This window comes from Parabacteroides sp. ASF519 (assembly GCF_000364265.2).
Taxonomy (GTDB): Bacteria; Bacteroidota; Bacteroidia; order Bacteroidales; family Tannerellaceae; genus Parabacteroides; species Parabacteroides goldsteinii.
Map to the genome: position 1 here is coordinate 5,340,609 of NZ_AQFV02000006.1, position 17,962 is coordinate 5,358,570.

Here is a 17,962-nt window from a genome sequence, read left to right on the forward strand (position 1 = left end):
TGAATTTACTTTTGATTATTCCTTTATTAGTTTCCAGTTTTTCCAAACTTCAGAAATAGCTCTCGAAGTTTGCACTTGAGGTGTCTGCATCTTCCGGTTTACGTCGAATGCATGCGACTTTACGTTGTTGATCAGATAGGTAGCCAAATCAGCATAAGATGTTGTCCCCTTGCTTTCCTGTAACTTTTTTAACAGGAAATAGGTAAACATCCTATGTTGCTTTTCTTCATAAGGATAAGCAATTTCCGCATCGGTAGTTGCGCTGAAGACGACCAAATTACCGTTTAAGATTTCTTTACGTGGAGTAACTTCTATACCCGCCCCATCTACTAATGCAGTCAAAGCTCCTTCATCACTTTTCCCACTAAAACAAGCATCCAAGAAGACTGTAGCGGAAAGGGCTCGCATATCGGCTAAATCCCGATATAGGTTTTCGGCTTTTAAAGCGGCTTGTAGCGTTGTCGAACTACAATCTACCGGTAAAAGGTGCATACCATTTGTCTTGATATCAGACATTCCATGACCGGAAAAATAAAATACGATATGTACATTCCCGTTTTTTGCCTTGACTGCGTTTTTCAGGAATTGAATGGATGTCAGCATATCGCCATAGGTCGCATCTGTTTTGCTGAATATGTTCCGGGATGGGATACCTAATGTTTTGATACAATATTGATAGAAAATCTTGGCATCATTACTTGAAAACCGAGTTTGAGATTCGTAATGATAATGCTCGTTACCAATGATAACGGCATAGGTTTCATCATTCGTAATTCCAGTTTGTGGTATCTGCATATCAACGTCAGATAGGTTACTTATGGGTTGTTGAGTAATCTGCCGATTTCGGTTTTCAATATTCAATTCTCTTAACTTGGTCAATTCCAGATCATACGAAATGTTCAAATGTGCATACGTGTTCTGTGCACGGCTATCATAAACAGCCTGTTGTCCATTAGGTAGTGTGAAAGTCAATTTGTCCAAACCGATATAATTGTCAGAAAAATAGAAATCCGGTTGGCTGACTTTTACTGAATCAAAATAGGAGATGAACTCTTTGGCTGTTTTTCCTCGCGGGACTTTTACGGTCAATTGTCCGAATTGCTCGGAACGAATCAAGAAGCATTCATTATCCGGATCGTAATCTCCTTCAATATGGAACTGGTTCCAATTGATTGTTTCTGCATATTTTTTCTTATAAATGGCTAATGCTTCGTTTTCCCATTTCGTTATTTGACTGAGGCGATTTTCATCACTTGTCCGTTCTTTATATTGTTGCGTCGATTCTTCGTACCGATCCCATTTAAGCCAAGTTTGTAGACGAGGTTCAACATAGGAGCGGACATAGGTTTCTACGGGAACACGGAACTGGAGAGGAGCAGTAACTTGAGCACATAAAGTATGTGCAACAACAGATAAAATAAATAGTATTTTGTATTTGTTTTGCATGATTGTATATTGTATTATTTGTCTAAGACTAAACGAAAACCATTGCTATTGCCATATACACCAGGATAACCCCAAAAGCGATCAGACGTTGTTGTATGAAAATAGTACTCTCCCCTGACAACAATTTTATCTCCAGATACAGGTCCTGTTGGATTATACTCTTCCAAAGATGAATATGGACCATACCAATCAGAACAAAATTCAGAGACATTCCCTGTCATATCATAAATACCCAATTCGTTAGGTTCTTTAGAACCAACAAAAGCAACAGAAGCTTTCCACGCCAAATTACAAACATCATTATACGAATCACTACCACTATAAATATATCCTTTACTTTTATTTCCACCTTTTGCTGCATATTCCCATTCAGCTTCTGTTGGTAGACGATATTTTTTACCTGTTAATTGATTCAACTTATCAATAAATTCAAGGGCTTGGTTGTAAGCTATACTATTAACCGGTAGGTTTTCTCCTATATAATGAGATGGATTATTTCCCATGACAGCTTCCCACAAATCTTGAGTAACTTCATATTTACCAATATAAAAATCACTCAATGTTACTTTATGAATAGGACTACTTGATTCATTTTGACTATTTCCCATCATAAAACTTCCACCCTGTACAAATATCATTTCAATGTCTGGCAATTCTTTAGAAGTAATATCTCTTTTACCTCGCTGTATGACATGATTCTTAAATATCTTGTTACCTGATTTTAAAATATTTGTTGTAGCTCTATTTTGATAAGTATCATTTATTTGGATATATGCTTCTACTTCTTCCTCACCTACCCCAGACTGCTTTTCAAACTGATACCATTCTTCTGTACTACTAACAGTCCATTCTCCTGGTGCTTTTATTCTTCCATGCATATTATAACAAATACTATTACATACATCGATTGCTCCCCCTGACATGAATACAGATGCATTTGTAGATTCTTGTCCGACAGAAAAATATTGAACACCATCAGTAGAATGAATAGTAATTATTGCCACTCGTTGTTTTTCGATATCATCCAATGGATCAACCGTATAAGATACAATTTGTTGATTTTTACCTGATGGAGTATTGATTTTACACCAATCTTGATTAGATGATGCTGTCCAATATACATCAGAATTGACTACGAAGAAATTGGTACCTCCTTCTTCCCACACAAAATCTCCAGGTATAGATAAATTTAGCTTATTCGAAATATTTTCTTTACTTGCCTGCACAACAGATATAATTTTTGTCACATTTGAATTTGTATTTTTGATAATAATGAATCCTTTTCTTTCATATGGAATTTCTACAGGAGCAATATGAACATTTATCGTAGATTTACTTATTCCTTTATTAGGATTTACAGTGATCCAATATTGTTCTGTTGATATTTCCCATTCTATATTAGGAGCATTTAATTCAAAATTAAATACACCACCATCAAAATCTGCTTCTATAAATGATATTGGTATCTCAAAGTCATCTGTCTGGAACGATTTTATTTCTCCATAATGAATCGTTCCATTTTTATATTTGACATAAGCCTTATAGTAATAAGTTGTTCCTGGGTTCAATTCTTTAACTTCAAAGCTGAAATTATTACCGGATGGACTTGTATTTGAGACTGTCTGAAGATTATCTTTGCATAATTCGTCTGTTGAATATAGAATACCAACTTCACTCAGATTACTTCCTTTAAAACTCAAAGATAGAGTTGCTGTTTCTGTAGTTATCTCAGTCGCATCACCGGTTTTTACGGAAGGCGAAAGTGTTATAAAGTTTTTTATCTCACCAAACATCTGATTCCCCTTTTTGTCTTCTACAAAAACCTTATAAAAGTATTCCTTTCCCTGTTCAAGCCCATTCAATTGAACAGAGATTTCACCATTTGCCTTTTCCGCATATTGTATTTGGGTATTCGATAACTCTTTCTCTATACCATACATAACACCAGCTTTGTTGGCATTTCCTGTTATGGAAAATTGAATAACAGAAGTTGTATAGTCAATCGAACTTTTTATATCTTTAATAGATATAAAAACAGGAAGAATAGGATCTTTCTCACAAGCTATCATCATTATTGTTAAAAATAGATATACGTATTTCATTTATTTATATATTATATTTATACTATTATCAATATATGTTGATCTAACAATGTGTCCTTTTGTGAAATATATGTTTTTCAATTTAGGTACATTCCAGCATATTAATGTTTCTATCTTTATGTTGTTACTTAAATCAAGTTCTTCAAGATTTCTATTATTTGAACAAGTTAACCAAGTTAAAAGTGGGTTTTTACTTAAATCTATAGATTTTATATCTGTATCTGTAAATGAAAGAAAATCTAAATTAGGATTATTAATAAGATCTAATCTTACTAATGGATTATTTCCACAGTTTAATGTCAAAATATTAATATTATTGCTGGTGTCTATTTCTTTTATATTATTATTTCCACACCTTAATATTTTAAGTGACTCATTTTTCGTTATATCAATATTTTCAATACTATTGTTCTCACAACATAAAAAAGTTAAATTCACACAAGATTCTATACCTTTTATTGATTTTATATTTCTATTTTCACATGATATGCTCTTAATCAAAGATGCTTCATAGTTAGAAATCTCATTATCGTTATCTATATCAAATTCTTTTACTAGATAAGATTTAAAATTATTATCAGGAATATCAATAATTGAAATATTATTTCCTATTTGAGTAAGTACAATACGTTTAGATAGAGAGCCTGAATTGATAGTAATTACATCTGTTCTCATTTCAGAACTGCTATTTTCACTAAAATCAACACTTATGTTTTTGTTATATTCACCTGTTGTAGCAGATAATTTATACCATAATTGGTTAGAACTAATATTCCAATCAGAATTACTCCATATTAAAAAATCTAATGATTGACCATGTGCTATTGCTGATAATGATTCTGTAGATACTGATAAATATGCATCTGCTCCTATTTGTTTTAATGTTACTTGTTGAAACAAATTCCCAGCTTTTACAGAAACAATTGCAATTCTTTCTTTTGCTGATTTATTTTCTTTTAAAGAAAGTTTAATTTCTTTATCACCACTTCCTGATGTTACAGAAGGAATACACCAAGTTTGATCAGAAGAAATAGTCCAATCCATATTACTTAAGATATCAAAATTTACAGTTTGCTCATTTGCTGATGCGGATAAAGAATTAGAAGATACTTTTAATTCTTGTGGCATACCTGTCATTCCTTCTTGAGTAACAGTAATCGTCTTAAATAAATTATCTATGCGAATCGTTATTGTTGCTGTTCTTGTTTGCGATTGTGTATTCTCATCTATTGAACAAGTAATCGTTTTATCTCCACTTCCAGATGTAACCGAAGGTGTACACCAAGTTTGATTGGATGAAATCGTCCAGTTCGTATTGCTTGCGATGCTGAAACTGGATGTCTGCTCATCTGCTGTTACCGATATAGATTCCGGAGAAACAGACAGGTTAGGAAGTACTTCGATTTTTCCTTCCTGAGTAACTACGATTTGAATGGAAGATGAACTTGTTTCTACCGTGATAATTGCACTTCGTCTTTGTGTCGATGTATTTTCTGTAATTAAAAATGAGACTGTTTTATTGTTGGAACCTGATGTGGTAGCAACACTGCACCAGGATTTGTCAGACGAGATGTTCCAATTGGTATTACTGCTAATAGTAAATTCTCCATGCCCTTTTTCTGAGCCAAAAAGGAAAGAATTTCTGGAAACAGCCAATGTTTGGTTGGTTCCTGTTTGTGTCACTGTTATTTGTTGAAGCAGTGTTCCGGCTTTTACTGAAATCATAGCCGTCCTTTCTTGTGCAGATGTATTTTCTGAAACCACAAAAGAAACAGTTTGATTATTAGAACCAGCTGCAATGGAAGGGGTACACCAAGACTGATCAGAAGTGATAGTCCAATCGAGATTGCTTGTGATTGAGAAATTGTAGGTGTTTCTATCTGCATTGACAGAAAAAATATTTGTTGAAACAGACAATGTTGCAGACTTGCTCTGTTGGATGATCGTGATTTCTTGGGTCAAGGAGCCGGATTTGACTTTTACGACCGCTTTTCTTTCCAAGCCGGTTGTATTTTCTGAGACATTGAAAGATAGAGTATTTTCTCCATTTCCAGATGAAGAAGATAAAACACACCAAGATTGGTCGGAAGATGCCTCCCATGACATATTCGTATATATGACGAAATTATAAGATTTATTTTCCGGACTGACCGAGAAATAATTGGAAGAAACCGCTAAGTTTTCATGACAACCTTTTTGATTGATTGTTATTTTCTGTTCTTTGTTTCCGGCAGTAACGGTTACTATAGCTTGTCTTGCGGATGTTGTTGTGTTTGCTTTCAACAGAATATTGATAGTGCTATTGGTCGTCCCTGTGTTTGGGGAAACTTCACACCAATTTTGGTTGGAGGATGCATGCCAATCAGTGTTACTGTTAATCTTTACACTGTATGTATTTTCCAGATCACCTGCTTCGATATTATTGATAGAAGTTGATAATTGAAGTTGCTCGGTCGTAAATGACTTCGTTATCCCATAAATACTGTTTGATTTTCCAGATGCGTAAGCTTTATAAAAATATTTGGTTCCATCAGATAAGTTAGATAACTGGAAATTAAAATGAGTTCCAGTTATTGTTTGAATGGAACTTTTGTTTACTGTATTGGAATTGAATAAAGAATCTGTACTGCAAAAAACACCTATTTCATTAATAAGATCATTTTTATCCATACTGACTTGGATGGAAGCACTATTAGTCGTAATATTAGTTGCATCACCGGTTGAGACTGCTATTTGTACCGGTTGAAGTTCTTTTTCACAGCCCAATAAAAATAGTACACTGAATATGTATAGAATCTGTTTCATCTTGTTGAACTTTTAAAATATGACACCTACTGAAATATTTCCTTCTCCGTTTTTATGTCCTTGTCCAATCAGGCAGTTAAATCCGCCACCCAGAGTGAACATTTTTATTTTAAACAATACTCCTATTTCCGAATCGATACCGGAATACGTTCCACTTGCGATTTCAATCTGTTCGCTATTGACCGTTTCCCATTGCAACCATTTGTTACCATATCCAATTCCGGCATACATACAAATGTTTGGATGAAGTTGGCCGACTGTTCCGGCATATACGGAAAAGCGCCCTTTTTTTGAATTGCCGTTAAAGAAGGCATCTTCCACATCTCCTTTTGTTGCATTTTTATCTTTGCTTCCAAACGAAGACTTAATCTTGACATAGCCACCCCATTTTTTCATATATCCGGCCATAAATGAATAAGATAATATATTACCAAAAGAACATCCTGGCAGGATCATAAAATGACCTGAAGATTGTTGCTTTTCCATCTGTTGTGTTGGTTTAGGTGCGTTTTTAAGAGGTTCTTTCTCCTTTTGAGGAACTGTCGAAATCGAAGTTGTATGAAGAATGATTTTGAAAATGAAATTTCCCATTAGCACGTTATCTTTCAAACAGTTCCAATAAATGTTTTTTTCTCCGCTTGCTTGGTCGGAGATATCCCCCTGTATGGTCTTGCAATCATTCCAGGTAAGCCCGTTGTTTTCGGAATATTGCAATTGCAAAGAGCAGAGAACATCAGTTTCTAACGTACAACTAACTTGAATTGTGTCATTGTTAGCTGTAGCCGTAAGATTCGTTACCTGTTGTGCATTTATCACAGATAGAAAAAACAAATTAGATAGTAGAATAAAGATAAAGCGCTTCATGATTTTTTTAATTGTTAGAAAAAATGATTTGTCCGGAATAAGATTGTTCGTCAACTTTCAGATCCCAGGTTATATATGGATAAAGAGCAAATGACTCGGTAGATAAAGAATATTCCAATCCATTTCCTTTGACATCCAACAAGATAGTATCCTTATATCGTGCTTTTAATTGATATATGCATGGAGAATCCCATTTGAACAAGACCGATTGGCGAAAGGGTATACAAATCGAATCTTGGTCAGGATATAATAATTTGACAAAGGCATGGTTACCGGATGCACGATTCCGATATTCGATGGAAGTCGGATATAATACTTCATCTGTTTTCTGTTGTCGTGTATGCCAAAAAGCAGAAATACTGATCACAAATAAAATACAAGCTGCAACTGATGACCAGCGCCACATCTGTATTTTCTTCCTTCGGGAAGTAGAATCCGGTATATCCTGTAAATCGTTTTCTTCTACAATTGTTGCTACAACCCGAATTTTAGTCAGATAATCCCGACATGATTCACATTGTGTCAGATGCTCTTGAAAACGTGTTTCTTCTTCTTGCTCCATTTGGTTCAAGAGGTACCGTTCTACTTGCATCTTGTTGCATATATTTTGGTTATCCATGATATGTTTTTTCTCTATTATCTGATCCTGAAATCAAATGTGACATTTTTCTTGTTCTTTTTTTATGTTAATAAAACGTTCTTGTAATGTTTTCCTGACCCGTTCGTATTCTTTTCTTGTTTTCGTTACTGTCTTGACAAAATCAGAAGACCCGGGAAGAAGATTATACTTGGCTTCTACTATGTGGTTATAACTTTGCCCTTCTATAACTTTTCGTAATAAAATATCCACTTTATCTTCTATTCCTTGCGTTAGTTTTTTATAAAGAGGATGTTCTGAATTCAATAGTATGATTGATATTGCGTAAGCGACTTCATAGGAATTGTGAATGTCTATGTCCAGCCATGAACTTTCGGGATTATCCGATTGCTCGTCTTCTTCTAAATCCAAATAAGGATAAAGCTCTATCGATTCTTCTTTAGACGTATATTTGAGTCGTTGATTTTGTAGGCGGTAATTGCATATTTGGACAACATAATTTCTAAAATCAGTTCCGCTTTTGAAGAAAAGAGTATTGTCTGTCTGCAATTTGTTTTGCAAAATCTCATATGTGTCGCTCCAAGCCGCATCTTTGATCAAATCGGTTTGTTCTTTGGGTAACGAAGCAAACAGAAGATGCCGAGCTGCTATTTCGATGATTTCTTTTACATAAGAACAAGTGACACTCCAAAAAGAAGATATATTTTTTCTCAGGTACTGCAAATATTGTTGAATGGATAGAGGATATTGGTTATCAATATATTCTTGAAAAAACTCATTGACAAATGTCGGAGTATTGAATATTCGGGAACATGAACAAAATAGTGCATAATATTCTTCAAATACATCCAACGGAAAAAAATAACCGATAGATATTTTATTATATGCCAGTTCTTTGTCCAATAGTGCCTGCATTCTATCTTTCTTACGTTTTAAATACATATTGGAGAAATAAAACAAATGCATCTTTAGCTTGATGTTTGAAGTTTTCTGTGTAGCTATAAAATTGGAATATCCAACAACTTTAGTATAAAAATAATCCAAGAAACCGGTTTTCGTAAAGCAAGACTCATTATATTGAAACAACATAGTGTCAACAGCCTTCTCGAAATTATCAATGACACCAAGATACGTCAACCGGTGTCTTTCCTCTTCTTTCTGTAATATTTCTCTTTTCAGAAACAGTTGGTCGTTTATCATAATTTATTTAATGTTATCAAAGAAAAAACGTGGCACTGTTGCTACTATGTCTGTGAGGCTCTGGTAAGCCCTGACTACATTAATAAGCAACAGCCCACGTAAATAACATAAGAACCATTAGCCTTATCCTGTAGTCACAAAATTTACCAGATTTCACAGACCGGAATAAAAGGAAATGTCTCTTACAATATCTTTGCTATTTTATCATTGGATAGATCTACTCTAATCCTTTGCAAAATTAGGAATTTTCCTCCAGACTATATTTAATTTTATCACAATAATAAAAAACAACCATCATAAAACCGGAACCATCCACTTCCCTTTCCGGCTTCTTTTCAGTTTTTCCATACTATCTTGACGTCTTTGCACAATAGAATGCAAGAATTTGCATTAGTCAATGCAAACCTTTGCACCACTGAATGCAATAGTTTGCACTACCGAATGCAATTGTATAAGCAGTTGGATGCAAAACAGATTACAGCTTATTCCATTCATAATGCCATTCGTAACGGTCGAACTCGATAGGCTCTTCCAGTCCACATCGTATCAAGATCTCAACGACTTTCTTCTGCATATGCGGATAGAGAGGCTTATCCCCACGCAACAGATAATAATAGTCGCGCTGACACACTATGCCGCACATAAAGGAACGTACCATGCGAACTTTCCCTGACTCCACCTTCGCCAATGCTCGTTTGAATCCGTAAGCCACACGCACCTTCTCCGCCTTGCGAAAGAAACGGCAAGACGAAACGCCCATGGAATCAACCAACAGCGGATTTATAACAGACACAACAACCATCTTCTCTGTCAGGTCGCGGGCGGCCAATCCTCTAAGGCATTCGCCAGCCGAAGCACAGTCTGCGTTCAGACAAAAACTGAAATCACCGGGTGCGTTTTCACAAAAGTTATATTTATCGTCGTACATATTGTTATATTTAAAATAGTTCTTACACATTTTTACTTCTCAAAGCCAATCCGCCACCTACACAAACGCCCCCGCCCACAAGCAGAATACTCCACAGCCATTTCTCACAAACCGGAAACCGGACCTCCCGAGGCCGTTCCGGATGATAAAGGATCCGGATTTCATCACCCTTCCCCCACAAAGAAAGAATAGGTTCTTTCAAAACACTCAACTCACCATACCGATGGGTATCATATCTCAACAATATCTCACATTTGGTCAGTACTTTCCGGTGCCTGCGCACCCTTTTATAATCCACACGCTTAACTATACCGACCGTCGATTCATACGCCTTTTCAGCCTGCCGGATAGAGTATAGTCCGTATCCTCCTCCCAACAGTAATACCATGCCTATCAACAAAATAGCCATTACCAAATAATTGATTTCCTTTCCCATTTCACTACTGCATTCAAAACAAAATCTCCAAAATACAAAAAAGCGGAACATCTTTTCAGACATTCCGCTTTCCCTATTCTTTATTGAACAAAAACGATTATGCTTCTGCTACAACCTCTTTAATAGAAACGAAAGAACGGTTTTCTTTTCCTTTGTGGAAAGTTACAACACCATCTTTCAATGCATACAACGTATGATCTTTACCGATACCAACGTTTACGCCCGGATGATGAACTGTACCTCTCTGGCGAACCAAAATGTTACCAGCTTTAGCAACTTCACCACCAAAAAGCTTAACACCTAATCTTTTACTTTGTGATTCACGGCCGTTCTTTGAACTACCCACACCTTTCTTATGTGCCATTTCTTCTTTTCTCCTTTAAACGTTAAGCAACAATTTCTTTAATACTCACTTCAGTGAACTGCTGACGGTGACCGTTCAGTTTACGATAACCTTTTCTTCTCTTCTTGTGGAAGATCAGCACTTTATCACCTTTTACCAGCGGAGACAGTACTTCACATACTACCTTTGCGCCTTCTACTGTAGGAACACCTACTTTAACTTCTCCGTTGTTGTCAACCAACAACACTTTGTCAAACTCAACAACAGCACCGCTTTCTGCGTTCTGAATGTGATGAACGAACAACTTCTTACCTTCTTCAGCTTTGAACTGTTGTCCGTTAATTTCTACGATTACGTACATCTGTCTTTTTATATTTAAACAGGTTATGTCCCGGGGGTGGATACATATTCCATATCACTTGTTTACCCTCTGCGGAATTTCAGACTGCAAAAGTACTGTTTCCGAATATATTATGCAAGAAATATTCGTTTTTTTTCGATTATTTCCTATCTAAGAAGAAAACCACTTTATTATAAATACAAATTATACGCAACAACAGACCTATGGTTTCATACCTTTTAAACACTCTTTTACGTTAAGCTACTACCAAAGTATTATAAATACACAACAATATCAATAAGTCCTAAAGTAAACAATAAGACTATTATATCAAATTGTTTACTTTAGAACTTTATTCAACCTTCTTTTTCCTTAAAAACATTCACTTTGATGAATAATCTCCTTGAAGAGTATATTGCCATTTGAAGGTATTAAAATCTACCCCCGGCTCATTCAATGAATATACAGGAATACAATAGACACCAATAACACTATCTGAATTTGGACCAATACTACGCTTTTCGTAACGATAATATATAGTAGAAACAGTCCATTGATTACTTCCCGTTTGCACTAAATCATAACCATAAGAATTTTCATCACTAGGTTTGACTCCTGCATAATCACCTATTACAAACTCATGTGATCTTGATTGATTGTAAACCAAAGTCAGTTTCCAAGAATACACATAATAATATCCCGGATCAATACCCCATTTATTTGCAACACTTTCACTGATGGTAACAGCTGTTTTGTTTAATACAATTTCATGATTAGTAACACCTTGCATGGTAACATAAGTCATATCCTCAATCCAATTATACTCAACCTTGATAATAGTATAGTCACCAGCTTTTGTAAGAGGTGTACTTATACTATATTCTTTGACAGTAACTAAATTAGTCGAATCTGGATTATTAACTAAGCGAATCGCTTCATATTCAGCTTTTGTCGATGTTGCCATAATAGGGATAACATCTTCAATAGGAACTGATTCGGCAGCAATTGTTGCAGAATCAACAAGTTCAGAAACTTCATCAACTGATACTTTTTCATCAATAAATGAATTGTTACAAGCTGTAAACACAACTAATAACACTAAGGGAATCATTCTTTTCATAATACATTCTAATTAATAACAATACTAATACTATTTACAAAAGCAAATTGATATTGAATATCTATAAATCATTATTTATATTGTAATACAGATTTATCTCCGCCACCTAAATCTATAGCTTCCCCATTTACATTACGCAAATTTGTTACGAGGTTGTGTCAAAACGCTGGCACAACCTTTTTTTATGCACAAAGCCCAGACTTTCACAAGCCCAGGCTTTGTTATTACCCAAAGTTTTTGTATCTTTAGGCATAAAGTTTTTCATTATGGCAAAGTTACATTTTCGTCCTTACATTCCCAACCAAACAGTTCTTTTTCCCGGAAGAATTGATGAAAACATAGCAGCGAATGATCCGGTTCGCATAGTTAATACAGTTGTTGATAATCTCAATCTTGACAATTTCAAGAAGCTTTATAAAGCAACCGGTCGTTGTCCTTATCATCCTAAAATGATGCTTAAGGTGATTATCTACGCCTACATGAACAATATCTATTCGTGCCGCAAAATAGAGAAGCTTCTCCTACGTGACATTCATTATATCTGGCTTTCCGGTAATGAACATCCGGATTTTATTACCATCAACCGTTTCCGTAATCGTGTAAAAGAAGAGATAAATAATGTATTCACGCAGTTGGTTCTTGTCCTTGTCGACAAAGGTTTCATCAGCCTTGACGTAGAGTATATCGACGGTACCAAGATTGAGTCCAGAGCCAACAAATATACTTTTGTCTGGCGCAAGACAGTCGAAAAGAACCGTACAAAGCTGATGGATAAGATCCGCATTCTCCTGGAGCAGGTGGATGAAGCCATAGCCCAAGAGAACTCCACCAAAGACACACCCGTAGAGTTCACTCCCGCCATGCTCTCAGATATAGTGAATGAACTTAAAGAGGTGCTGGAACACCAGCCTGTAACAAAGGACAAGGAACAAAAGAAAGTCATCCGGGAAAAGAAGAAACAAGTCCGGGAACTTGAGGAACACCGTGACAAGTTGATGGAATACGACAACCATCTTGACACTCTTGGAGAACGCAACTCCTATTCCAAGACCGATCCTGATGCCACCTTCATGCGCATGAAAGAAGACGCCATGAGAAACGGGCAGACCAAGCCCGGATATAATCTGCAAATAGGTACCCAGAACCAATTCCTCATAGACTTCCGACTGTTTCCCAATCCAACCGATACACTGACCCTCATACCTTTCTTCCACTCCTTTGAGCAACGCTATAACCGCTTACCGACTGTCGGTGTGGCAGATTCCGGTTACGGCTCGGAAGAAAATTACCGATTCATGCAAGATAATGGGATAGAAGCCTTTGTCAAGTACAACTACTTCCATAAAGAACAGCGTCCCCGTTATACCCCCAATCCATTCCATGCGGAGAGTCTCCATTACAATGCGGAAGAGGATTATTACGTTTGTCCTATGGGGCAGCACATGAACCGTATAGGAACCAGGAGTGACAAAACAGCTAGCGGATACATCACCGAAAGTGCCCGGTATAAAGCACAAAGATGTGAAGGGTGTCCTTTACGTGGTAGTTGCTTTAAAGCCCGGGGGAACCGTATTATAGAAGTCAACCACCGATTAAACCAATACAAACGGCTGGCACGGGAAAGGTTACTCTCGAAAGAAGGCTTCAGGCATAGGGGAAGGCGATGTATAGAACCGGAAGCAGTTTTTGGACAAATGAAACACAACATGGCATACAAAAGGTTCCGGCATGTGGGAGAAGACAAGGTTACAATGGACTTTGCCTTCTTTGCTATAGCTTTTAATATCAAAAAGATGTGTACAAAACTATTAAAAGCAGGAAAGAGAAGGAGTACACACATTATATTTATCTTTATCAGACCACGTGTGGCTCAACATACGAGGAATATTAAGCCTTACCTAATTACTGAAGAAATAGTCGCATAGACAAAAAAAGAGGAACGACTATTTTTAAGATAAAAAAGGAGATGTGCCTTAGTTTTGACACACCCCCATTATTCAAAGGGCGATTCAAAGTAAAATATAGACATTTGATGGCGGGACATAATGAAATATCCAACGTTTGAAGCAGATTTTGTGATACATCTAAATAAGTGATCAGAGTAGAGTTTAAAGTAATGGAAGATAAAACATTATTATGACAATCAATATGTGTAAGATCTTTGGAATCAGACATATTCAACGATGACAAATTATTTGAATAGCATTCCAATGTTTTCAAGGACACACAGCCTTTAATTCCTAGGATTTGCATTGATGGATTTTCAGAACAATACAATTCCTGTAAATTCTCACAGTTTGCAACATGCAACCAGGATATATCATTTCCGGAACAGGACAATATCTCTAAAGCCTTTGAATAAACATCGATAGCGGTAAGTTTATTTGAATAACAAATCAATGTTTTTAACGATGTACATTCTGTTATATCTATCAATTCAATAGAATTCTTTTCACAAAGCAAAGCTTCCAGTTTAGTACATTTACTTAAATTAAGATCTCCTTGCAATTTATTTCCTGAACAAGAAATTTCTTTCAAATCGGGATTGTTTGTAAAGTCCAAAGATGTCAGTACGTTGAAATCACAATACAAATACGCTAAACTTTCAAAATCGGAAAGATTGAGTTCATTCAAAGAATTACTATAACAATATAACTCTTCCAGTCGACTGCATCCACTCAGATTAAGTGAAGAAATATTACAATTATGGCAATCTGCTTTTTTTAAATAAGAACACTTACTGAGATCTAATGAAGTCAATTCCGTATTATCACTACATGTTAATTGTTCCAGGTATGCAAAATTTTCAATCCCACCTAACGATTTTATTGTTTGTCCGTTATACTGAGCAGGAATATTCATTTCTGTTACGAGATAAAGTTCCCGAAACGATAATTCTTGATCTCCGTCCAAGTCAAAAGAGCTAAGACACCATTCATAGAAAACATTGTCAGAAAAATCAACAAATGTTATGCCTTCTTCATTCTTCTCACACGAAGATACTATTCCTAAAATAATTATCTGTAGAATAAGGATAATTGTGTTTTTCATTTTATCTGAAATTTAATATTGTTCATATTTCAATACGAACAAATATCTCATATGTTTTCAGATAATCAAAATAAAATCCGCCAACGGGACATATCAGTCGATGAGGCAGCTTAATTTATCGGCCATGCCCATAAATCAGCCCCATCGTTCACTAAATATTTTCACAAGGAAACAACGCTTAAAACTTTTTCAATTCCTGATACAACCGTTGCACCGGCAACCCCATTACATTATAGAATGAGCCATTGATAGCTTCTACCCCGACGTAACCGATCCATTCCTGTATCCCGTAACTGCCGGCTTTATCATACGGACGATATTTATCTACATAATAGATAATGTCATCCTTTTCAAGTTTGGAAAAGGCGACTGCCGAAGAGACGGAAAAAGAAACCGTTTTCTGTTTAGTCGTCAGGCAAACGCCGGTGATGACTTCATGTACATGGCCCGACAGGTGGCAAAGCATCTCGATTGCTTCCTCACGGTCGGCCGGTTTGCCCAGGATACGATCCGGTTGCCCATAAGTGACAACGATTGTGTCAGCCGTAATGAGCAATTCGTTATCAGTCATTTTTTCCAGATACGCTTCTGCCTTTTTACGGGCGATATAAGCAGGTATCTCGTCTGCCGTCAAGTCATCAGGATATGATTCGTCGATACCGGGAATTACTTCGACCTCGAATTTGAGGTCAAGTCCGGCCAATAATTCTTTTCGCCGGGGTGAGTTAGATCCCAGCACGATTCGGTAATGTTGTAGGTTAGTCAGCATAATTATTTTTCATTGTTATTACCATCCGAACGCTTCTGCGCTCATCCAATGGCCTTGTGCTTTCATTGTTTGTTCTATCACATCGCGGGCAACACCTTCGCCCCCTTTGCATAAGGAGATATATTTCGCTATTTGCTTGACTTCCGGGGCTGCATCCGCCGGAGCAACCGGCAAGCCTACCCGCTTCATCACATCATAGTCGGGGATATCGTCTCCGGCATACATGACTTCTTCAGGCGTCAATCCCGTCTTTTGCAGGAAATCATTGAAATCGTGTATCTTTACGGCACTCCGCATATATATATGTTCGATACCCAAGCGGGAAAAACGGATTTGCACTGCCTCCGTATAGCCACCGGTAATAATCCCGACCTGGTAACCTTTCTTTACAGCCAGTTGCAGGGCATAACCGTCTTTGATGTTGACTGTGCGCATCGGATCGCCGTTGGGATGAAGTGATACCACATCGCACGACAGCACACCGTCTACGTCAAACACAAACGCTTTTATCTTTGTCAGGTCATAATTGATACTACTCATTTTGGGCCTCCTTATGTATACTTTGGCTAAGAAGCCGGTAGATCGCTTGCATATCCGGATCGTCCAGCATAGCCAGGTGTTTATTGATCACATTTTCATCATACCGGATTGCGGGCCCGGTCTGAGCCGCAGCAGGCGGCATGGAATGTATTTTCGATACTGTCTCATCGATAAGCGGCAAAAGGACATCTGCCGGAATGGATTCGTTTTCCAGTAACTTATAAGATAATGTATAAATATGATTGGTAAAATTACAGGCAAAGACAGCCGCCAGATGCAAACTCCGGCGTTTTTCCGAAGACATGAAACGAACATTCTCAGAAAGGGCGCTGGCTATATTCTTCAGATAATCCGCATTCTTATCCGTGTTTGCTTCCAGAAAAATGGGAATCACATCAAAATTCACATTCCTTCCCTTACTGAATGTCTGCAAAGGATAAAGGACTCCGAAACGTTGGGCATATCCTTCAAATACGCTCATCGGCATACTTCCTGCCGTATGGACCCACATACCGTTATTCGGTTTAACCTTCGATATTACATCCGACAAGACAGTATCCTTCAGTGAAAAGACATACAGATCACCATCTTCCTGCAAAGCGGATAAATCATTCGTCCACGGACACCCCAGTCGTGTTGCCAACTGACGGGCACTCGCCTCTGTATGGCTGTACACCTGACCAATCTGCATACCAACCCGTTGCATAGCGAGCGACAAACGTGTCGCCAGATTTCCGGCTCCGATAAAAACTATTTTCATGCTTCCTTGTTTTCTTCCGGCATTTTATAAGTGCCCAGGTGAATCTTTTCCCATTGCAAATGAGCTTCATCAAATGGTTTGCGCTCCTGGTCCTTATAACCAAAACCGATAATCGAGAGCACCTCCAGCTGATAAGGAATATCCAGCAGGCTACGGACATACACATTGGCGTCTGCATCATCTTCCGTCTGCCGGTTACGTATCTGGCACCAACAGCTGCCCAGACCCAGATCTTCCGCCTGGAGTTGCATATAGATAGAAGCGATCGAGGCGTCTTCCACCCAGACATCGCTATCCATTACATTCGCCATTACCACAACAGCCAGTGCACAACCTTCAAGAAACGAAGCTCCGGCCGGCTTACAACCAGCCAGTTTTTTCAACATTTCCTTATCTTCCACCACAACGAACTGCCAGGGATTTTTACGCTTGGAAGCGGGTGCCATCAAAGCTGCCTTTAAAATCATTTCGACTTGTTCAGGTGAAAGCAACTGATCGGTAAACTTACGCGTGCTTCTTCTATTCTTTATCAGTGTTGCAAAACTCTCCATTTTTATCTTATTTTGTAGCTGTTAATTAATCATCTTCATTCTGTAAGGAAGATATTTCTGAACAGGACAAAGATAAATATTTTTTACACGCTGAATATACGCTTCCTTC

Annotated in this window: 17 protein-coding genes; 1 reads left to right on the forward strand and 16 read right to left on the reverse strand. The window is 37.2% G+C overall.

Features of this window, described 5'->3' with window-relative positions; translation table 11 throughout:
- Positions 1-15: 15 nt before the first annotated feature.
- From C825_RS21385 to C825_RS21435, 11 genes are all read right to left on the reverse strand, one after another.
- The gene (locus C825_RS21385; RefSeq protein ID WP_010800105.1) at positions 16-1,446 is read right to left on the reverse strand and encodes a caspase family protein; all 1,431 of its coding nucleotides are present in this window, start codon (positions 1,444-1,446) and stop codon (positions 16-18) included.
- 14 nt (positions 1,447-1,460) lie between these two features.
- Positions 1,461-3,548, reverse strand: coding sequence for an SUMF1/EgtB/PvdO family nonheme iron enzyme (locus tag C825_RS21390; RefSeq protein WP_010800106.1), 2,088 nt, complete (start codon positions 3,546-3,548; stop codon positions 1,461-1,463).
- On the reverse strand, positions 3,549-6,353 hold the full coding sequence (locus tag C825_RS21395) for a BACON domain-containing protein (protein WP_010800107.1): 2,805 nt from the start codon (positions 6,351-6,353) through the stop codon (positions 3,549-3,551).
- Positions 6,354-6,365: 12 nt separating this feature from the next.
- Positions 6,366-6,839: a hypothetical protein gene (locus tag C825_RS21400; RefSeq protein WP_135033565.1), complete on the reverse strand. Its 474-nt coding sequence runs from the start codon at positions 6,837-6,839 to the stop codon at positions 6,366-6,368.
- A 385-nt stretch (positions 6,840-7,224) separates the two neighbouring features.
- Complete coding sequence (locus tag C825_RS21405; RefSeq protein WP_010800109.1) at positions 7,225-7,836, reverse strand: anti-sigma factor family protein; 612 nt, start codon at positions 7,834-7,836, stop codon at positions 7,225-7,227.
- Positions 7,837-7,869: 33 nt separating this feature from the next.
- Positions 7,870-9,015 carry a hypothetical protein gene (locus C825_RS21410; RefSeq protein ID WP_010800110.1) on the reverse strand — a complete coding sequence of 382 codons (1,146 nt, stop codon included), beginning with the start codon at positions 9,013-9,015 and terminating at the stop codon, positions 7,870-7,872.
- 475 nt (positions 9,016-9,490) lie between these two features.
- On the reverse strand, positions 9,491-9,943 hold the full coding sequence (locus C825_RS21415; protein ID WP_007657808.1) for a DUF6078 family protein: 453 nt from the start codon (positions 9,941-9,943) through the stop codon (positions 9,491-9,493).
- 22 nt (positions 9,944-9,965) lie between these two features.
- Positions 9,966-10,379 carry a DUF3592 domain-containing protein gene (locus C825_RS21420; RefSeq protein WP_180334981.1) on the reverse strand — a complete coding sequence of 138 codons (414 nt, stop codon included), beginning with the start codon at positions 10,377-10,379 and terminating at the stop codon, positions 9,966-9,968.
- Between the two features lie 97 nt (positions 10,380-10,476).
- Positions 10,477-10,743: a 50S ribosomal protein L27 gene (gene rpmA / locus C825_RS21425; protein ID WP_007657806.1), complete on the reverse strand. Its 267-nt coding sequence runs from the start codon at positions 10,741-10,743 to the stop codon at positions 10,477-10,479.
- A gap of 22 nt (positions 10,744-10,765) precedes the next feature.
- Positions 10,766-11,083, reverse strand: a complete 318-nt coding sequence (gene rplU / locus C825_RS21430) for a 50S ribosomal protein L21 (RefSeq protein WP_007657805.1) — start codon at positions 11,081-11,083, stop codon at positions 10,766-10,768.
- A gap of 361 nt (positions 11,084-11,444) precedes the next feature.
- Positions 11,445-12,182, reverse strand: coding sequence for a hypothetical protein (locus C825_RS21435; protein ID WP_010800112.1), 738 nt, complete (start codon positions 12,180-12,182; stop codon positions 11,445-11,447).
- A 266-nt stretch (positions 12,183-12,448) separates the two neighbouring features.
- Between C825_RS21435 and C825_RS21440 the strand changes: the two genes are divergently transcribed.
- Positions 12,449-14,107 (forward strand): IS1182 family transposase, encoded by a 1,659-nt coding sequence (locus C825_RS21440; RefSeq protein ID WP_010800114.1) that lies wholly within the window; start codon positions 12,449-12,451, stop codon positions 14,105-14,107.
- On the opposite strand, the gene C825_RS21445 is transcribed toward C825_RS21440, so the two are convergent.
- The 5 genes from C825_RS21445 to C825_RS21465 form a co-directional block, all read right to left on the reverse strand.
- The gene (locus C825_RS21445) at positions 14,085-15,233 is read right to left on the reverse strand and encodes a leucine-rich repeat domain-containing protein (protein WP_010800115.1); all 1,149 of its coding nucleotides are present in this window, start codon (positions 15,231-15,233) and stop codon (positions 14,085-14,087) included. The two genes, C825_RS21440 and C825_RS21445, sit on opposite strands and share 23 nt — an antisense overlap.
- A gap of 178 nt (positions 15,234-15,411) precedes the next feature.
- Positions 15,412-16,002 carry a Maf-like protein gene (locus C825_RS21450; RefSeq protein WP_007657804.1) on the reverse strand — a complete coding sequence of 197 codons (591 nt, stop codon included), beginning with the start codon at positions 16,000-16,002 and terminating at the stop codon, positions 15,412-15,414.
- 18 nt (positions 16,003-16,020) lie between these two features.
- The gene (locus C825_RS21455) at positions 16,021-16,542 is read right to left on the reverse strand and encodes a KdsC family phosphatase (protein ID WP_010800116.1); all 522 of its coding nucleotides are present in this window, start codon (positions 16,540-16,542) and stop codon (positions 16,021-16,023) included.
- On the reverse strand, positions 16,535-17,302 hold the full coding sequence (locus tag C825_RS21460; RefSeq protein ID WP_010800117.1) for a Rossmann-like and DUF2520 domain-containing protein: 768 nt from the start codon (positions 17,300-17,302) through the stop codon (positions 16,535-16,537). Before C825_RS21460 ends, C825_RS21455 begins: the two co-directional genes overlap by 8 nt.
- Complete coding sequence (locus C825_RS21465) at positions 17,299-17,853, reverse strand: nitroreductase family protein (protein WP_007657793.1); 555 nt, start codon at positions 17,851-17,853, stop codon at positions 17,299-17,301. The genes C825_RS21460 and C825_RS21465 overlap by 4 nt, the downstream gene beginning before the upstream one ends.
- Positions 17,854-17,962: the final 109 nt, after the last annotated feature.